Source organism: Pseudomonas sp. AOB-7, assembly GCF_003696305.1.
In the GTDB taxonomy this organism is placed as follows: domain Bacteria; phylum Pseudomonadota; class Gammaproteobacteria; order Pseudomonadales; family Pseudomonadaceae; genus Aquipseudomonas.
The window spans coordinates 92198-107927 of the sequence record NZ_RFFK01000011.1 but is presented as its reverse complement, the minus strand read 5'-3'; the positions used below and the strand labels follow the sequence as shown (position 1 = coordinate 107927).

16 protein-coding genes are annotated in these 15730 nt (G+C 68.6%); 9 read left to right on the top strand and 7 right to left on the bottom strand.

Annotated elements, in window-relative coordinates:
- The first annotated feature begins 65 nt into the window (after positions 1–65).
- Positions 66–821: an ABC transporter substrate-binding protein gene (locus tag EA796_RS18640; RefSeq protein ID WP_122109693.1), complete on the top strand. Its 756-nt coding sequence runs from the start codon at positions 66–68 to the stop codon at positions 819–821.
- Positions 822–950: 129 nt separating this feature from the next.
- Positions 951–1706: an ABC transporter substrate-binding protein gene (locus tag EA796_RS18635; RefSeq protein WP_021443395.1), complete on the top strand. Its 756-nt coding sequence runs from the start codon at positions 951–953 to the stop codon at positions 1704–1706.
- Between the two features lie 127 nt (positions 1707–1833).
- On the opposite strand, the gene EA796_RS18630 is transcribed toward EA796_RS18635, so the two are convergent.
- The 3 genes from EA796_RS18630 to gpmI all read right to left on the bottom strand — a co-directional run bounded on the left by EA796_RS18630 (position 1834) and on the right by gpmI (position 6051).
- The gene (locus tag EA796_RS18630) at positions 1834–3138 is read right to left on the bottom strand and encodes a S41 family peptidase (protein ID WP_122109692.1); all 1305 of its coding nucleotides are present in this window, start codon (positions 3136–3138) and stop codon (positions 1834–1836) included.
- A gap of 30 nt (positions 3139–3168) precedes the next feature.
- The gene (locus tag EA796_RS18625; RefSeq protein ID WP_122109691.1) at positions 3169–4410 is read right to left on the bottom strand and encodes a murein hydrolase activator EnvC; all 1242 of its coding nucleotides are present in this window, start codon (positions 4408–4410) and stop codon (positions 3169–3171) included.
- Positions 4411–4518: 108 nt separating this feature from the next.
- On the bottom strand, positions 4519–6051 hold the full coding sequence (gpmI, locus tag EA796_RS18620) for a 2,3-bisphosphoglycerate-independent phosphoglycerate mutase (protein ID WP_122109690.1): 1533 nt from the start codon (positions 6049–6051) through the stop codon (positions 4519–4521).
- A gap of 146 nt (positions 6052–6197) precedes the next feature.
- Here gpmI and EA796_RS18615 point away from each other — a divergent pair, with 146 nt between their 5' ends.
- The 3 genes from EA796_RS18615 to secB are packed head-to-tail and all read left to right on the top strand — an operon-like array spanning position 6198 to position 7390.
- Positions 6198–6611, top strand: coding sequence for a rhodanese-like domain-containing protein (locus EA796_RS18615; RefSeq protein ID WP_021442798.1), 414 nt, complete (start codon positions 6198–6200; stop codon positions 6609–6611).
- Between the two features lies 1 nt (position 6612).
- Positions 6613–6873 carry a glutaredoxin 3 gene (grxC, locus tag EA796_RS18610; RefSeq protein ID WP_021442799.1) on the top strand — a complete coding sequence of 87 codons (261 nt, stop codon included), beginning with the start codon at positions 6613–6615 and terminating at the stop codon, positions 6871–6873.
- A 25-nt stretch (positions 6874–6898) separates the two neighbouring features.
- Positions 6899–7390: a protein-export chaperone SecB gene (gene secB / locus EA796_RS18605; RefSeq protein WP_122109689.1), complete on the top strand. Its 492-nt coding sequence runs from the start codon at positions 6899–6901 to the stop codon at positions 7388–7390.
- A 99-nt stretch (positions 7391–7489) separates the two neighbouring features.
- On the opposite strand, the gene trmL is transcribed toward secB, so the two are convergent.
- On the bottom strand, positions 7490–7957 hold the full coding sequence (gene trmL / locus EA796_RS18600; RefSeq protein ID WP_021442801.1) for a tRNA (uridine(34)/cytosine(34)/5-carboxymethylaminomethyluridine(34)-2'-O)-methyltransferase TrmL: 468 nt from the start codon (positions 7955–7957) through the stop codon (positions 7490–7492).
- Here trmL and EA796_RS18595 point away from each other — a divergent pair.
- Positions 7956–8399 carry a hypothetical protein gene (locus EA796_RS18595; protein ID WP_021442802.1) on the top strand — a complete coding sequence of 148 codons (444 nt, stop codon included), beginning with the start codon at positions 7956–7958 and terminating at the stop codon, positions 8397–8399. The two genes, trmL and EA796_RS18595, sit on opposite strands and share 2 nt — an antisense overlap.
- A 283-nt stretch (positions 8400–8682) precedes the next feature.
- Here EA796_RS18595 and EA796_RS18590 read toward each other — a convergent pair whose 3' ends face one another.
- Complete coding sequence (locus EA796_RS18590) at positions 8683–11061, bottom strand: penicillin acylase family protein (protein WP_122109688.1); 2379 nt, start codon at positions 11059–11061, stop codon at positions 8683–8685.
- A gap of 116 nt (positions 11062–11177) precedes the next feature.
- On the opposite strand from EA796_RS18590, the gene EA796_RS18585 reads away from it, so the two are divergent.
- Positions 11178–12218, top strand: a complete 1041-nt coding sequence (locus tag EA796_RS18585; protein ID WP_122109687.1) for an AraC family transcriptional regulator ligand-binding domain-containing protein — start codon at positions 11178–11180, stop codon at positions 12216–12218.
- A 169-nt stretch (positions 12219–12387) separates the two neighbouring features.
- Here the strand turns inward: EA796_RS18585 and EA796_RS18580 are convergent, their stop codons facing one another.
- The gene (locus EA796_RS18580; RefSeq protein ID WP_122109686.1) at positions 12388–12984 is read right to left on the bottom strand and encodes a DUF6436 domain-containing protein; all 597 of its coding nucleotides are present in this window, start codon (positions 12982–12984) and stop codon (positions 12388–12390) included.
- Between the two features lie 111 nt (positions 12985–13095).
- Here EA796_RS18580 and EA796_RS18575 point away from each other — a divergent pair, with 111 nt between their 5' ends.
- Complete coding sequence (locus tag EA796_RS18575; protein WP_122109685.1) at positions 13096–14037, top strand: alpha/beta hydrolase; 942 nt, start codon at positions 13096–13098, stop codon at positions 14035–14037.
- Between the two features lie 174 nt (positions 14038–14211).
- Here EA796_RS18575 and EA796_RS18570 read toward each other — a convergent pair whose 3' ends face one another.
- Positions 14212–14979, bottom strand: coding sequence for a hypothetical protein (locus tag EA796_RS18570; RefSeq protein ID WP_122109684.1), 768 nt, complete (start codon positions 14977–14979; stop codon positions 14212–14214).
- Positions 14980–15093: 114 nt separating this feature from the next.
- Here EA796_RS18570 and EA796_RS18565 point away from each other — a divergent pair, with 114 nt between their 5' ends.
- A complete protein-coding gene (locus EA796_RS18565; RefSeq protein WP_122109683.1) occupies positions 15094–15717 on the top strand; it encodes a 2OG-Fe(II) oxygenase in 624 nt (207 codons plus the stop codon).
- Positions 15718–15730 lie beyond the last annotated feature (13 nt).

Genomic DNA, 15730 nt, shown 5'->3' with positions numbered 1-15730 from the left:
TGTGCTGCAGCATAAGTGCTGGTTATTCTGGCGGGGTCTGCCTTTTCAGAAGAACGAGAAGATCTATGTTCAAACGCCTGCTCCTCGCGCTTGGCGGCACCCTTGTGGTGCTGACCGCTGCCGCGCGCGCCGAAGTGGACCCGGACTACAGCGTGGTGCTGCTGACCGAGAATTTCCCGCCCTACAACATGGCCATCAACGGCAAGAACTTCGCCCAGGAAGACAATATCGACGGCATCGCCGTGGATATCGTCAGGGAGATGTTCAAGCGTGCCGGGGTCAAGTACAGCCTGACCCTGCGCTTCCCCTGGGATCGCATCTACAAGCTGGCGCTGGAGAAACCCGGCTACGGCGTGTTCGTCACTGCTCGTTTGCCCGAGCGCGAGCAGCTGTTCAAGTGGGTCGGCCCGATTGGCCCGGACGACTGGGTGATGCTGGCCAAGGGCGACAGCCCGATCAGCCTGAACAACCTGGACGAAGCCAAGCAATACAAGGTCGGCGCCTACAAGGGCGACGCCATCGCCGAGCACCTGGTGGAGAAGGGCCTGCAGCCGCTGACCGCGCTGCGTGATCAGGAGAACGCCAAGAAGCTGATGGCCGGGCAGATCGACCTGTGGGCCACCGGCGATCCGGCCGGGCGCTACCTGGCCAAGCAGGAAGGCATCTCCGGGCTGAAGACGGTGCTGCGCTTCGACAGCGCCGAGCTGTACCTGGCGCTGAACAAGGAAATGCCCGACGAGCTAGTCGCCAAGCTGCAGGCCGCGCTGGAGCAGATGCGCGCCGAGGGCTTCGTCGACGATATCCTCAATAGCTACCTGTAAGACCCTGCGACCGGCCAAAAGCCGGTCGCTTGCCATGGACGGCAGAACCTTCGAGTGCCAATCACCGGACTCGGGTCCACGCAAGGATGTCGCTAGCCATAACCACAAATCATGCGAGCGGTACGTCTTATGCTGAACACTCTGAAGAAAAGCCTGTTTGTCGCCCTGCTGCTTGGCAGCGGTTTCGCCCATGCGCAGCTGCCGCCGGACTACAAGGTGGTGCTGCTGACCGAGAACTTCCCGCCCTTCAACATGGCGGTGGACGACAAGAACTTCGCCCGCGACGACGGCATCGACGGCATCAGCGCCGATATCGTGCGCGAGATGTTCAAGCGTGCCGGCATCGACTACACCCTGACCCTGCGCTTCCCCTGGGATCGCCTCTACCGCCTGACCCTGGACAAGCCCAACTACGGCCTGTTCTCCACCACCTTCACGCCCGAGCGCCAGCCGCTGTTCAAGTGGGTCGGGCCGATCGCCAAGACCGGCTGGGTGCTGCTCGCCGCGCCCGGCAACAACCTCAGCGTGGCCAGCCTCAAGGACGCCGCGCAGTACCGCATCGGCGCCTACAAGAACGACGCGGTCAGCCAGCATCTGGAGAGCCAGGGCCTGCAGCCGGTCAACGCCCTGCGCGATCAGGAGAACGTGAAGAAGCTGGTGCGCGGGCAGATCGACCTGTGGGCCACCACCGACCCGGTGGGCCGCTACCTGGCCAAGCAGGAGGACGTCAGCGGCCTGACCACCGTGCTGCGCTTCAACGATGCCGAGCTCTATCTGGCGCTGAACAAGGACACCCCGGACGAGGTGGTCGAGCGCCTGCAGAAGGCCCTGGACGAGCTGCGCGCCGAGGGTTATATCGACGATATCACCGCCAATTACCTGTAACCGGGCCCGCAGCCTAGGGGCGCCGCGCGCACCAGCCGTTTATTCGGTGCGCACGGCGCCCCCTGGGACGAAGCCAAGAAAAAGCCCGGACATCATGTCCGGGCTTTTTTCGTATCGCCGCTTCGCCTCAGCCGCCGCGGGTCACGCTCAGGCCCTTGAGCAGGTTGAGCGCCTGGCTCAGCTGGTAGTCGTCGTCCTGCGGGCGCTGCGGTTGGGCCGCTTTGGCCTTGCTCGGGCGGTCGGCGCCGCCGTTGCCGTTGCCCAGGTGGCCCTGCAGGTCGGCTTCCTTGATGCCCTCGTTGTCCTGTTCGCGGGTCAGCTTGGCGCGCGCCACCTCGATGTCGGGAACGATGCCCTGGGCCTGGATCGAGCGACCGTTGGGGGTGAAGTACAGCGCCGTGGTCAGTTTCAGCGCGCGGTCGTTGTTCAGCGGCAGCACGGTCTGCACCGAGCCCTTGCCGAAGCTGTCGGTGCCCATCAGCACCGCGCGCTTGTGGTCCTGCAGGGCGCCGGCGACGATCTCCGAGGCCGAGGCACTGCCGCCGTTGATCAGCACCACCAGCGGCACGCCTTCGCTGGCGTCGGCCGGGTCGGCGTTGAAACGCAGTTCGGAGTTGGCCAGGCGGCCCTCGGTGTAGACGATCAGGCCCTTCTTGAGGAAATGGTCGGTGACCTCCACCGCCGCCTGCAGCACACCGCCGGGGTTGTTGCGCAGGTCCATGACCAGGCCGCGCAGCTTCTTGTCGCCGTTGTCCTTGCGCAGTCTGGTCAGCGCCTTGCCGACTTCCTCGCCGGTGTTGACCTGGAACTGCGAGATACGCAGGTAGCCGTAGCCGTCCTCGAGCATCTGGCTCTTGACGCTGCGCACCTTGATCACCGCGCGGGTCAGGGTCAGGTCGAAGGGGCGGCCGCCGTCGCGCACCAGGGTCAGCTCGATCTTGCTGCCGGCCTTGCCGCGCATCTTGTCCACCGCTTCCATCATCGACAGGCCCTTGGTCGGCTGGCCGTCGATCTTGACGATCAGATCGCCCGGCTGGATGCCGGCTTGGGACGCCGGGGTGTCGTCGATGGGCGAGACCACCTTGACGAAGCCGTCTTCCATGCCGACCTCGATGCCCAGGCCGCCGAACTCGCCGCTGGTGCTCTCCTGCAGCTCGAGGAAGGCCTCCGGCTCGAGGTAGGCCGAGTGCGGGTCGAGGTTGCTGAGCATGCCCTTGATGGCGTTCTCCAGCAGGGTCTTGTCGCTGACCGGTTCGACATAGGCGGCCTTGATCCGGTCCATCACCTCGGCGAAGGTGCGCAGGTCGTCCAGCGGCAGCGGCGCCTTGCTGCTCGCCGCCGCGGGGGCGGGCTCGGCCGCCTGCAGGGCGGGCGCGCCGAGCAGCAGGCCGAGGGCCAGCGCCAGGCAGGTGGGACGGAAGCGATGCGACATGTCGAACTCCTAATTAGCGAAAAACGGCGCCTATCCCTGCGCGCGACACCATTGCGCCGGGTCGCTGGGGCGACCCTGCTGGCGAATGGCGAAATACAGTGCCGGCGTATCCTGGCCGCCGCTGGTACCCACGGTGGCGATGGCTTCGCCGGCCTTGACCAGGTCGCCGGCGTTCTTCAGCAGGTTCTGGTTGTGACCGTAGAGGCTCAGATAGCCGTTGCCATGGTCGAGAATGACCAGTAGACCGGCGCCGCGCAACCAGTCGGCGAATACCACGCGGCCGCCGTGTACGGCGCGCACCTGGCTGCCGGCCGGCGCGCCGATCAGCACGCCGTCCCATTTAGTACGAGCGTCGCCGCCGCGCGGGGTTCCGTAGCGTGCCACCAAACGGCCATCGACCGGCCAGGGCAACTTGCCGCGGGCACTGGCGAAAGGCCCGCCATAGGTGGCGCCGGAGCTGACCGGCGGGCCGCTCGGCGGCGGGTTGCCCGGCCGTGCCTGCTCTGCCTGCTGCGCCAGCAGAGCGCGTTTGCGCGCCTCCTCGGCCTCGCGCGCCTGACGCGCCAGGGTCTCTTCGATGGTCTTCAGCACGCGGCCCAGCTCGGCCTGTTCCTGCTGGCGCGCCTTGAGCCGCTGGTCGCGGCTGGCGAATTCGCTGTTGAGCTTGGCCAGCGCCTGCTGGCGCTCCTTGCGCGCCTCCGCGAGCTTGGCGTGGCGCTCGTCGAGGCCGGCCTTCTGCGCCTGCAGCTGGGCCTGGTGGTTGGCGATTTCCTGCTCGACGTTGGCCAGCTGGCGCAGGGTCTCGTTGAACGCCGCGAGCTGTTCCAGGCGCGCCTGGCTGAGATAGTCGTAGTAGGTCAGGGTGCGCGAGAACTTTTCCGGGTTCTGCTGGTTGAGCAGCAGCTTGACGTACTCCTGGCGGCCGCTCTGGTAGGCGGCGCGGGCCTGGATGGCGATCAGCCGCTGCTGTTCAGTGCGTGCGCTCTGGAGTTTTTTTTTCTCCTGATCCAGGCGCTGGATCTCCTGTTCGCTGCCCTTGAGTTCGCGCTGCAGCTCCTTGACCTGGCCTTCCAGCGCGCCCATCTCGGTTTCGGTCTTCTTCAGCTGTTGCTGCACGCCGGATTTCTCCTGCTGCAGTTTCTCCAGCAGCTTCTTCAGCTCGGCCACGTCCTGACGTGCGGCTTCCAGCTGGCGCTGGGTGTCGGCGCGCTGGTCGGCAAGGACGGGGGCGATCAGGCTGCTGAGCAGGATCAGGGCGAGGATGCGGAGCATGGGCGGGGCGACACCTGGCGGTGGAATGGGCCCTAGTATGCCCGCGCCGCCGGGCAAAAAAAACGCCCCGGGCCTCAAGGCGCGGGGCGTTTGGCGGATTATCGACGTTCAGTCGAGCAGGACGATGGACGTACCGGTCATTTCCGCCGGTTTTTCCAGGCCCATCAGGCTCAGCAGGGTCGGCGCCACGTCGGCCAGCACGCCGCCGGCGCGGATGCGCGCCGGGCGCTTGCCGACGTAGATGAACGGCACCGGCTCGCAGGTGTGCGCGGTGTGCGCCTGGCCGGTGCACTCGTCCTCCATCTGCTCGACGTTGCCGTGGTCGGCGGTGATCAGCGCTTCGCCGCCGACCTTGTCCAATGCATCGACGATGCGGCCGACGCAGGCGTCCAGGCATTCCACGGCCTTGACCGCGGCCTCGAACACGCCGGTGTGACCGACCATGTCGCCGTTGGCGTAGTTGACGATGATCACGTCATAGCGCTGGTTGTCGATGGCATCGACGATCTTGTCGGTGACTTCCGGCGCGCTCATTTCCGGCTTGAGGTCGTAGGTGGCGACGTTCGGCGAGGGGATGAGGATGCGCTCTTCGCCCTCGAACGGCTCCTCGCGGCCGCCGGAGAAGAAGAAGGTGACGTGGGCGTACTTCTCGGTCTCGGCGATGCGCAGCTGGGTCTTGCCGTGTTTCGCCAGGTATTCGCCGAGCACGTTGGTCAGCGCCTCGGGGGCGAAGGCGGCCGGCGCCGGGATGCTCGCGGCGTACTGGGTGAGCATGACGAAGCCGACCTGCGGCACGCGCTGGCGCTCGAATTCCTTGAAGCCGGGCTCGACGAAGGTGCGGGTCAATTCTCTCGCCCTGTCCGCGCGGAAGTTCATAAACACCACGGCATCGCCGTCTTCCACCCGGACCGGCGCGCCGATGCCGGTGGCCTTGACGAACTCGTCGCTCTCGCCGCGCGCGTAGGCGGCGTTCAGCCCCTCCACGGCGCTGGCGGCACTGAACTGGGCACTGCCCTCGACGATCAGCTGGTAGGCCTGCTCGACGCGGTCCCAGCGGTTGTCGCGGTCCATGGCGAAGTAGCGGCCGATCAGGCTGGCGATGCGGCCCTTGCCGAGGCGGGCGAAGGCGGCGTCGAGCAGCTCGATGGAGCCCTGCGCGCTCTTCGGCGGGGTGTCGCGGCCGTCGAGAAAGGCGTGCAGGTAGATCTTCTCGGCGCCGCGGCGCACGGCCAGTTCGGCCATGGCCACCAGGTGGTCCTGGTGGCTGTGCACGCCGCCGTCGGAGAGCAGGCCGAGGATATGCACGGCCTTGCCGGCGCCCACGGCCTTGTCCACCGCCTGGTTGATCGCGGCGTTGTCGAAGAACTCGCCGTCGCGGATGGCCTTGGTCACCCGGGTGAAGTCCTGGTACACCACGCGGCCGGCGCCGAGGTTCATATGGCCGACCTCGGAGTTGCCCATCTGTCCGTCCGGCAGGCCGACGTCCATGCCGCTGCCGGAGATCAGGCCGTGCGGATAGCTGGCGCGCAGGCGGTCGTAGACCGGCGTGTTGGCGGCGTGGATGGCGTTGTGCTCGGGGTTGTCGCTGTGACCGAAGCCGTCGAGGATGATCAGAACCAAGGGTTTGGGCGTGGCGCTCATGCAGCAGACTCGCTCTGGGTCGATGGGCGGGAAACAAGGCCGGGCATTTTACGGTCAAGCGCCTGGCGCGTCACTGCCGGACGGGGTTTGGCCGACCTGTGGGGCTGTGTATACTGGCCGGTATTTTACCGTCCTGGGTCATATAGATGCTCGCCAACCTGATTGAATTCGTCATTAACCACTATGTACTGAGCGGATTGTTCGTCGTCCTGCTGGTGGCGCTGATCGTCACCGAGATGCGCAAGGGCGGACAGAACCTGTCCAGCCGCGAACTCACCGCGCTGGTCAACAGCGAGCAGGGCGTGGTGCTCGACGTGCGTGCGCAGAAGGACTTCTCCGCCGGGCATATCGTCGATTCCCTGCACATCCCCTACGACAAGGTTGCCGCGCGTATCGCCGAACTGGAGAAGCACAAGGCCAAGACCATAGTGGTGGTCGACGCCATGGGCCAGCACGCCGGCAGCATCGCCCGCGAGCTGAAGAAGGCCGGCTACACCGCGGCCAAGCTGTCCGGCGGCATCGCCAGCTGGCGTGGCGACAACCTGCCGCTGGTGAAGTGACATGAGCGAGGTGCTCATCTATTCCAGCGACTGGTGCCCCTACTGCATCCGCGCCAAGCAGCTGCTGACGCGCAAGGGCGTGGACTTCGACGAAGTGCGCGTCGACGGCCAGCCCGCGCTGCGCGCCGAGATGACCCGCAAGGCCGGCCGCACCTCGGTACCGCAGATCTGGATCGGCAGCACCCATGTCGGTGGCTGCGACGACCTCTACGCCCTGGAGCGCGCCGGCAAGCTCGATGCGCTGCTGCAGAGCCCCGCATAAACCTCAAGACCAGAAGGCAAAGGCCATGACCGAACCAGCAAACAACGGCGCCGCCGCCGGCGAACAGCAGAATCCGCAATTCTCCCTGCAGCGCATCTACGTCAAGGACCTGTCCTTCGAGGCGCCGAAGAGCCCGGAAATCTTCCGTCAGGAGTGGACGCCGAGCGTCGGCCTGGACCTCAACACCCGGCAGAAGACCCTGGACGGCGACTTCCACGAAGTGGTGCTGACCCTCTCGGTCACGGTGAAGAACGGCGAAGAAGTGGCCTTCATCGCCGAAGTGCAGCAGGCCGGCATCTTCCTGATCAAGGGCCTGGACGCCGCCTCGATGAGCCACACCCTCGGCGCCTTCTGCCCGAACATCCTCTTCCCCTACGCCCGCGAGGCGCTGGACAGCCTGGTCATCCGCGGCTCCTTCCCGGCGCTGATGCTCGCTCCGGTGAACTTCGACGCGCTGTACGCCCAGGAGCTGCAGCGTCAGCAGCAGGCGGCGCAGGGCGAAGCCACCGCGCACTAAGCGACGCCCGGTTCGCAACAGCGCCGCGACTCCCGTTAGGGGCGCGGCGTTTTTGTTTGTGCGGGCCACGGCTTGCACTAAACCTGGATTGCATCCGGGCTACATCCCAGCCTCGGCGAAGCCGTTCTGCCGCCAGGCCTCGTAGACGGTCACCGCCACGGTATTGGACAGGTTCAGGCTGCGGCAGCCGGCGCGCATCGGCAGGCGCAGGCGTTGCTCGGGCGGCAGGGCGTTGCGCACCTCCTCCGGCAGACCGCGGCTCTCCGGGCCGAACAGGAAGGCGTCGCCGGGCTGGTAGGCGACCTCGTGAAAGGCGTGCGAGCCCTTGGTGGTGAAGGCGAACAGGCGCGGCTGGCCGAGGCTTGCCAGGCAGCTGGCGAGGTCGGGATGGCGCTTGAGGGTGGCGTACTCGTGGTAGTCCAGGCCGGCGCGACGCAGGCGCTTGTCGTCCAGCTCGAAGCCCAAGGGTTCGATCAGGTGCAGCTGGCAGCCGCTGTTGGCACACAGCCTGATAATGTTGCCGGTATTGGGCGGGATTTCCGGTTGAAAGAGGATGACGTGGAACATGCAGGGCTCCGAGCGCAGGGACGACGGCCATTCTACGCCGGTCGAGGACCCCAGGCCGCGAATTCGCTGGCGCTTCATGGCGTCGCTGGCGCTGCTGGCCTTCCTCCTCGGCAGCATGCTCGGCCGCCTGTTCGAGCCGGCGCCGCTGCGCATCGAGGACGCCGAGCCCTGGGCCGCGGGCCTGCAGGTCTGGTTCAACCGTGAACCGGAGGCGCTCGCCGAGCACGTCCAGGGCGCGCTGAGCTATCGCTTCGTCGATGCCTACGGCCGCGAACGCCAGGGTCGCCTCGACCTGGATGGCACCCCGGTAAACTGGCGGATTCAGCGGGAAGGACGGGATCTGCGCCTGATGCTGGTGGCGGCCCGCCCGTTGGGCGGGGAGTGGCGCGGTGCGGAGGTGGATGGGCGCTGGCGGGTGCGTCTGACCCTGCGCCGCGAATAAAAGAGGGGATTCCCCGGCCTGCCTGTACCAAGGTCCCCGAAACTGGGCTTGCCTTAGCTTATGCAGGCTGTGTGCCAATTTTATTACCAAGGCCGAAAGCCGCGGCTTTGCTGGGTCGGCCAGGCTTTTGCGACGTTCGGCCCGGTGCCCGGCCTGCCTCAGTAGGGTGCGCCCTGCGCCCCGAATGGTGCACGCGGCGTCGCATCGTGCGCGTATGCCGCCGGGCAGGGCGGACAAGCGTCACGCTGTCCGCCCTGGCTCCGCTAGCCGCTATCGGTCGCCCTCAGCGCGGCAGCAGGCGCAGCGTGCCGCGGCTGTGCGCCGCCACGTCGGTCTCGCTCAGGTGCTGCGGCTGGTACTGGTCGGCCAAGTGGGCGGCGGCCTGGTCGTCGTAGTGGGCGTCGAAGGGCACGCCGCTCTGCCCCACCGGGATGCCGCCCAGGGCGCGCTCGGCATCGGCCAGATCGACCAGGCGCCGGGTCGAAGGCCCGTAGACCACCGGCCAGGGTGCCGGACCGACCTTGTGCGACAGGTTGTTCGGCATCTCGTGACCGCCCGGCGCGGCGAACGGGCCGACGTTGAGCAGCCTGGCCAGCAGCGGCTGCTGGCCCAGCGGGTGGCCGTGGGTCAGGGTATGGGCGCGGCCCCAGGCCCAGTCGCCGGGGTCATCGCCGAACTGGTCGCGCAGATGCTCGAGGCTGGCGCGCCAGGCGTCGGCGACTATCTGCGCACGGCTCTCGCGCGTTTCGCTGCCCTGGCGGTTCCACCAGGGCGAGTCGGCGTCGGCGGTCAGGCGCGGCAGGGCACTGTCCAGCACGCGGGTATACAGCAGGCTGTCGAAGAAGGTCTCGCCCAGCTCGTCGGCCATGGCCTCGCGGGCCAGCTGGTAGGTCAACTGATTGAACAGGGTGGCGGCCAGCGAGTCGAGCCGGTGATCGCCGTCCCAGGCGGCCAGTTGTTCCACCAGCGCCCGTTCCCGCTCGTCGGCCGCGGCGGCGCGCAGCTCGTCAAGGATTGGTGCCAGCAGGCGCGGGCCGTAGCCGCTGCCGGTATCGAGCTGCAGCGCCTGGCTGTTGGCGCTATCCCATTTCACCGTGGCGTCGCTCAAATGCCGGTCCAGGCGCTGGCCGCGGTCGGCCAGGTTGTAGTAGCCGGGCACCTCGATGCCGCTGGTCGCCAGCGGCTGGTAGTTGGCCGAGAGGATATAGCCGCGCGCCGGGTTCTCTTCCTGCGGGTTGGCGGCGAAGGGCTGCCAGCCGGGCTTGTCCGCCTCGCCGCCGGCGCCGTCGAGGATAAAGCTCGGGTTGACCCCAGCCGGACGCAGCGGCAGCTTGGCCGCCGCCCACCAGCCGATGTCGCCGGCGGCGTTGGCCCAGACCACGTTGAGCCCGGGCGCCTCGATCAGTTCGGCGGCGGCGCGGGCCTTGTCCAGGCTGTCGGCGCGATTGAGCTGGTAGAAGGCGTCGAGAATCGGGTTGGCGGTCTCGAGAAAGGCCCACCACAGGGCGATCGGCGTGCTGCCGGCGGCCTGGCCGAGGGCGTCGTTGACGATCGGCCCGTGCGGCGAGCGGCGCAGGCTCAGTTCGACCGGCGCGGCACCCTTGACCGCGATGCTTTCCGTTCGCCGTTCGAGCTCCACCCAGCGCCCCTGGTACCAGACCTGTTCGGGGTTGTCCGGGTTGACCCGCTCGGCGATCAGGTCGACGTCGTCGTTCTGGAACATGGTCAGGCTCCAGGCGAAGTCGCGGTTGTGGCCCAGCGAGGCGACCGGGTTGAGCGCCTGGTGGTAGCCGTACAGCTCGAAGCCGGGGGCCTGCAGGTGCGCCTCGTACCACACCGCCGGCACGGCGAAGCGGATATGCGGGTCGCCGGCCAGCAGCGGCTTGCCGCTGGCGGTGCGGCTGCCGGCCACGGCCCAGGCGTTGCTGCCCTCGAACTGCGGCAGGCCGCTGCCCTCCAGCGCCGCGTGGCTGAGCCGGGCGATGGCGGCCAGGTCCTGCCAGTCGCCGGCGGCCAGCGACGTGCCGACCACGCCTTGCGGGCGCCAGTCGAGGTCGAAGACCTTGAGGTAGTCGGCGCCGAGGCGCTCGCGCACATGGCTCAGCACCGGCTCGGTGCGGAAGGCGGCGGCGAAGCTGTAGGCCATGTAGCCGGCGACGCTCAGGGTGTCGGCGACCGTGAAGGGGCGCGGCGCGATGCCCAGCAGGTCGAATTCCAGCGGCCGCGGGCGGCTGGCCTGGTACTGGTTGATGCCGTCGAGGTAGGCCAGCAGGGCGCGGCCGGCCGGGCTGTCGCCGTCGAAGCGGCTGGCGTATTCGTCGGCATGGGCGCGAATGCCCAGGGTGCGGAACAGGCGATCGGTGTCCACCAGCTGCGCGCCGAGCACCTCGGCCAGTTCGCCGCGGGCCAGGCGGCGCAGCATTTCCATCTGGAACAGGCGGTCCTGGGCGTGCACGTAGCCCAGCGCGCGGTACATATCGGCCTCGTGCTCGGCGCGGATATGCGGCACGCCGCGCTCATCAAAGCGCACCGTGACCGGCGCCTGCAGCGCACTCAGGCGCAGTTCGCCGTCGCGCAGCGGCTGCTTGCCGTGCAGGTACCAGGTCAGGCCGCCGGCCGCGGCGGCGACCAGCAGGGCGAGGGCAGTCAGGGTGCGTTTCATCGCGGGCGATCCTTGTTGTTATGGTCGGCCCGCATTCTGCGCAGGCGCGGCCGTCGCGGCATTGACCAAATGCCGCGGCGCTGAAAGTCTATGGTCAATCACCGCGTGGAGACGCCATGAGCGAAGCCCCCCAGGTCGCCCTGACCCATTCCTCGACCCTGCGCCGCCTGCTCTACGAGGCGCTGGCCGAGCTGGGCCTGGACCCTACCGACACCTATCGCCGCGCCTACGCCGGCATGCCGCTGACGGTGCCGCTGCTGGAGGCGCGCGAGGACCACGACAGCGCGCCGCGCTTCTGGCAGGCGCTGGCCGGCATCAGCGGCGACGCCGATATCGGCCTGCACCTGGGCGACGTGATGCGCCCGCGGCCGATGGACGTGGTCGGCTACCTGCTGCTGGCGGCGCGCGACCTGCGCCAGGGGCTGCAGGCCTTCGTGCGCTTCCAGCACATCCTCTCCGGCGGCTTCGCCGCGCGCCTGGAGGAGGAGGGCGACGAGGCGCGCCTGGTGATCGACCTCAACTACCGCGGCGTCGGCTCGCTGCGTCAGCAGATGGAGTGCCTGGCGGTGTTGCTGCCGAAGATGCTGGCGGCGGCCGGCGGCGAGTTGCCGCTGCTCGGCGTCGACTTCCGCCATGCCGCGCCCCGGCGTCTGCACGAGCACCGCCGCCTGCTCGGCGTCGAGCCGCGCTTCGCCCAGCCTCACGACGTGCTGATCCTGCCGCGCGCGCTGCTCGCGCGGCCGTCGCGCAGCGCCAGCCCGCGGCTGTTCGAGGTGCTCGGCGCGGAAGCCGAGCGGCAGCTGGCCGAGCTGGTGGAAAACCGCTTGCTGGCCCGCGTGCGCTACTGGCTGGAGCTCAACCTGGGCGGCGCCGCCTGCAGCCTGGCGGCCTGCGCCAGCGCCCTGGACAGCAGCCGCGGCGCCTTGCAGCGGGCGTTGAGCGAGCAGGGCAGCAGCTTCCGCGCGCTGCACGACGAGGTGCGCCGGCTGCGCGCCCTGCGTCTGCTGGAGCAGGGCCTGGGTGTGCGCGAGGTGGCGCGGGCCTGCGGGTTCGCCGAGCTGTCGCCCTTCTACCGTGCCTTTCGCCGCTGGCAGGGCGGCACGCCGCGCGGCCTGTATCGCGCCACGGAGCAACTGGCGAGTGAAGAGCGCTCGTAGCTCGTAGCTCGTAGGGTGGGTTAGCGACGCTGGAGGTGGATCGACAAACGCCGCGGAGGTGGTGCGTCGCGTAACCCACCAGGCGGTAGATCGTATTGCGCCGATGGTGGGTTACGCCGCGTCAAACAGGGCTAATCGACCGGTAAGCGCGACCGGCGACTAACCCACCCTACGGTTGCTCGGGCCTCGTCAGTCGCTGGTCGGCCCAGTCGCAGAAGCAGCCCACCGCCAGGGTATTGCTGGCGTCGACTGTGCGTCCTGTGGCCAGGGCTTCGAGAATCGGCTCGATAAAGCTGTTGCTCGAGTTGCAGGTCAGGCCTTCGCTGTAGGGGCCGAAGTAGGCCAGCTGGCCCTGGGCGTCCCAGATCGCCACCGCCGGGCTGGCGGGCAGTGCGGTGCTGCCGGGCAGGGCCGCGATCGGCTTGAGCGCGGCCAGTTCGGCCGGCAGGCGGCCCTGGCTGCCGGGCTTCTGCACGGCATGGAACTCGACGCCGCGCGGCGCGTAGCGCGCGACCAGCTCGGCCAGGTGCTGCTGGTTGCCGACGTTGCACGGGCAGGCCGGGTCCCAGAAGTGCACCAGGCGGATCGCCCCGGGGCCGGCCAGTTCGGCCGGCAGGCGCAGCTCGGCGCCGGAAAACAGCGCGGCGCGCTCGTCGAAGGGGCGCAGGTAGCGCGCCTCGAACCACCAGAAGGCCAGCAGCATGGCGCCCAGCCAGACGAGGGCGAGCAGGGTGGCGAGCAGGGTTTTGGGCGAGGGACGAGGCATGGACGGCGGCGGGCGAAAAGGGCGTGTAGCTTGCCACGCCGCGTGCGGCAGCTGAAGATCGAGGTTTCGAGGAATGCCCCGCGGTTCGCGCCGCACTCTAGGGAAGGCCCCATGCCAGAGCCGTTTCACCCCGAACAACTGCGCCCCCTGCTGCGACCCTTGGCCGCAGCGCGCCTGGAGCTGCCGGCGGTGCAGGCCTACCGCAGCTTCTACGGTCTCGACCTGGGCGGCCGCCACGCCGGGCTGGATCATCGCCTCGGCAGCTTCGCCGCCGCCGGTTACCAGATCGCCGTGCAGCTGTGGGCGCCGGCCGAGCCGCGCGGCACCCTGCTGCTGCTGCACGGCTACTACGACCATATGGGTCTGTACCGCCACGTGATCGACTGGGCGTTGGCGCTGAATCTGGCCGTGCTGGCCTGCGACCTGCCCGGCCACGGCCTGTCCAGCGGCGCGCGCGCCAGCATCGGCGACTTCGCCGAGTACCAGCTGGTGCTCGCCGGGCTGTTCGAGCAGGCCGCCGAACTGCAGCTGCCGCAGCCCTGGCATCTATGTGGACAGAGCACCGGCGGGGCGATCCTGCTGGACTACCTGCTGACCGACGGCAAACGCTCCGAGCTGGGCCAGAGCATCCTGCTGGCGCCGCTGGTGCGGCCGCGCGCCTGGGCCTGGTCGAAGCTCAGCTATCGCCTGCTGCGCCCCTTTGTGCGCGAGATTCCGCGGCGCTTCAGCGAGAATTCCAGCGACGCCGCGTTCATCGACTTCGTCCATAACCTCGACCCGCTGCAGCCGCGCAACCTGCCCACCGCCTGGGTCGGCGCCCTGGCGCAGTGGGTGCCGCGCATCGAGGCGGCGCCGCGCAGCGCGCACAGCCCGCTGATCGTGCAGGGCGAGGCGGACATGACGGTGGACTGGCGGCACAACCTCGAGGTGCTGCAGGACAAGTTCGGCCGGCCGAGCATCCTGCGCCTGCCCGAAGCGCGTCATCACCTGGCCAACGAAAGCGAGGCGCTGCGCCAGCGCTATTTCGATTTCCTGCGCGAGCATTTGGCCTAGGTTGGGCCGGGCGGCGATCCGCTGAGCGCAGCGAAGCCCAACGGGGAGTGCGCAGCGTTCCGCCCGGCGATACCTGCATGCACCTCGCTGGGTTACGGCGCAACGAATGGCTTCGGTGCATGGACGGCAGCAGCAGGCGCCTAACCCAGCCGGGCTGCCGTCTGCCTCGCCGCTTTAGATTCCCTGCGGCGCCGGCTCCAGCTCGGCCGTGCTCATGCCCACCGCCAGCCCGGCGCGCAGCGCTTGCAGGGCGGCCTGGTAGTAGGCCTGGCCGTCCGCCGACTGGGCGAACTCGACGAACTGCTCCAGCTCCGGGTCGCTCAGCTCGCGGTAGACGTGCAACAGGGTGTTGTCCAGATCCTGCTCGATCTGCGCCATCAGGCGCTGGCGCTGGCCGTTGAGCAGGCTCTGCGCCTGGGCGCCGCCGAGCAGGCCGGGGAGCATCTGGCTGAGGCTGTCGGCGGCGACGCCGGCCAGCGCCAGGCTGACTTCGGCGCCGGCTTCCTTGGCCGGCAGGGCCTGGGCCAGGTGCCGGATCAGCAGGCGCCGGGTGGCATCGGCCTCGCTGCGCGGCAGGCCGTCGGCGTAGCGCGCCAGCTGGTCGCTGCGGGTGGCCAGCTGCTCGGCGGCGACTATCTTGCGCCCCAGTTCGGACTGGAAGAAGGCCAGCGCCGGCTGCGGATCGGCCAGCTGCATGCGCAGGCTGTGCTGGGCGCGGCTGTCGATGGCGGCGGCGGCGAAGCGGCGGTTGCTGTTGTCCACCAGCGCCTGATACACCGCCGGCGGCAGGGTGCTGCGGTAGCGCTGCTGGGCGGCGTCGAGGGCCTGGTTGAAGTGCTCGCGTTGTTGTGGCCAGCCGGCCGCCTGGTACAGGCGCAGGTGGTCGTCGGCCAGGCTCGGCAGGGCCAGGCCGAACAGCAACAGGGCAAACAGAAGGCGCATCGAGAACTCCTTGGCAAACGGGCCTGGCCGTCCGCTGGGGGCAGCGGGCGGCTATTTTCGGCGGCCGGCCGGGGCTTGTCGAGCGGACTGACTGGCGCTGATACAATCGCCGCCATGACCGAATCCAGCCAGCACCACCTCTTCGCCAGCCTTATCGACGACCTCGCCAGCCAGGGCTGGTCGCAACGGGCGCTTTTCGCCCCCGAGCTTCTGACCCGCGAACTGGCCGCCGAGTGCCGCAGACGTGCACAAAGCGGCGAACTCAGTGCCGCCGGCGTCGGCCGCGGCAGCGCCCAGCAGGTGCAGGAGGGGATTCGTGGTGATCGCATCCAATGGCTGGAGCCTGGCCAGAGCCATGCCTGCGACCAGTATCTGCAGCTGATGGACGGCTTGCGCCGGGCGCTGAATCAGGCGCTGTATCTGGGCCTCGAGGACTACGAGAGCCACTTCGCGTTCTATGCACCGGGCGCCTACTACCAGAAGCACCTGGACCGCTTTCGCGACGACGACCGCCGCAGCGTGTCGGCGGTGTTCTACCTCAACGAGGATTGGCAGGCCGAGCAGGGCGGCGCGTTGCGCCTGTACCTGGCCGACGGCCGCGAGCATGACGTGCTGCCGCAGGCCGGCACCCTGGCGCTGTTCCTCTCCGCCGAGATGCCCCACGAGGTGCTGCCGGCCACTCGCGAGCGACTGTCGCTGACCGGCTGGTTCAGGCGCCGCGGTAGTGACCTGAGCTGAGGATTTGCTCCGC

Bases quoted from the DNA above. Each gene is read 5' to 3' on its own strand.
- EA796_RS18615 (WP_021442798.1), top strand. From the start codon at position 6,198: ATGCTCGCCAACCTGATTGAATTCGTCATTAACCACTATGTACTGAGC.
- EA796_RS18635 (WP_021443395.1), top strand. From the start codon at position 951: ATGCTGAACACTCTGAAGAAAAGCCTGTTTGTCGCCCTGCTGCTTGGC.
- EA796_RS18565 (WP_122109683.1), top strand. From the start codon at position 15,094: ATGACCGAATCCAGCCAGCACCACCTCTTCGCCAGCCTTATCGACGAC.
- trmL (WP_021442801.1), bottom strand. From the start codon at position 7,957: ATGTTCCACGTCATCCTCTTTCAACCGGAAATCCCGCCCAATACCGGC.
- gpmI (WP_122109690.1), bottom strand. From the start codon at position 6,051: ATGAGCGCCACGCCCAAACCCTTGGTTCTGATCATCCTCGACGGCTTC.
- EA796_RS18575 (WP_122109685.1), top strand. From the start codon at position 13,096: ATGCCAGAGCCGTTTCACCCCGAACAACTGCGCCCCCTGCTGCGACCC.
- EA796_RS18640 (WP_122109693.1), top strand. From the start codon at position 66: ATGTTCAAACGCCTGCTCCTCGCGCTTGGCGGCACCCTTGTGGTGCTG.
- grxC (WP_021442799.1), top strand. From the start codon at position 6,613: ATGAGCGAGGTGCTCATCTATTCCAGCGACTGGTGCCCCTACTGCATC.
- EA796_RS18580 (WP_122109686.1), bottom strand. From the start codon at position 12,984: ATGCCTCGTCCCTCGCCCAAAACCCTGCTCGCCACCCTGCTCGCCCTC.
- secB (WP_122109689.1), top strand. From the start codon at position 6,899: ATGACCGAACCAGCAAACAACGGCGCCGCCGCCGGCGAACAGCAGAAT.
- EA796_RS18595 (WP_021442802.1), top strand. From the start codon at position 7,956: ATGCAGGGCTCCGAGCGCAGGGACGACGGCCATTCTACGCCGGTCGAG.
- EA796_RS18625 (WP_122109691.1), bottom strand. From the start codon at position 4,410: ATGCTCCGCATCCTCGCCCTGATCCTGCTCAGCAGCCTGATCGCCCCC.
- EA796_RS18570 (WP_122109684.1), bottom strand. From the start codon at position 14,979: ATGCGCCTTCTGTTTGCCCTGTTGCTGTTCGGCCTGGCCCTGCCGAGC.
- EA796_RS18590 (WP_122109688.1), bottom strand. From the start codon at position 11,061: ATGAAACGCACCCTGACTGCCCTCGCCCTGCTGGTCGCCGCCGCGGCC.
- EA796_RS18585 (WP_122109687.1), top strand. From the start codon at position 11,178: ATGAGCGAAGCCCCCCAGGTCGCCCTGACCCATTCCTCGACCCTGCGC.
- EA796_RS18630 (WP_122109692.1), bottom strand. From the start codon at position 3,138: ATGTCGCATCGCTTCCGTCCCACCTGCCTGGCGCTGGCCCTCGGCCTG.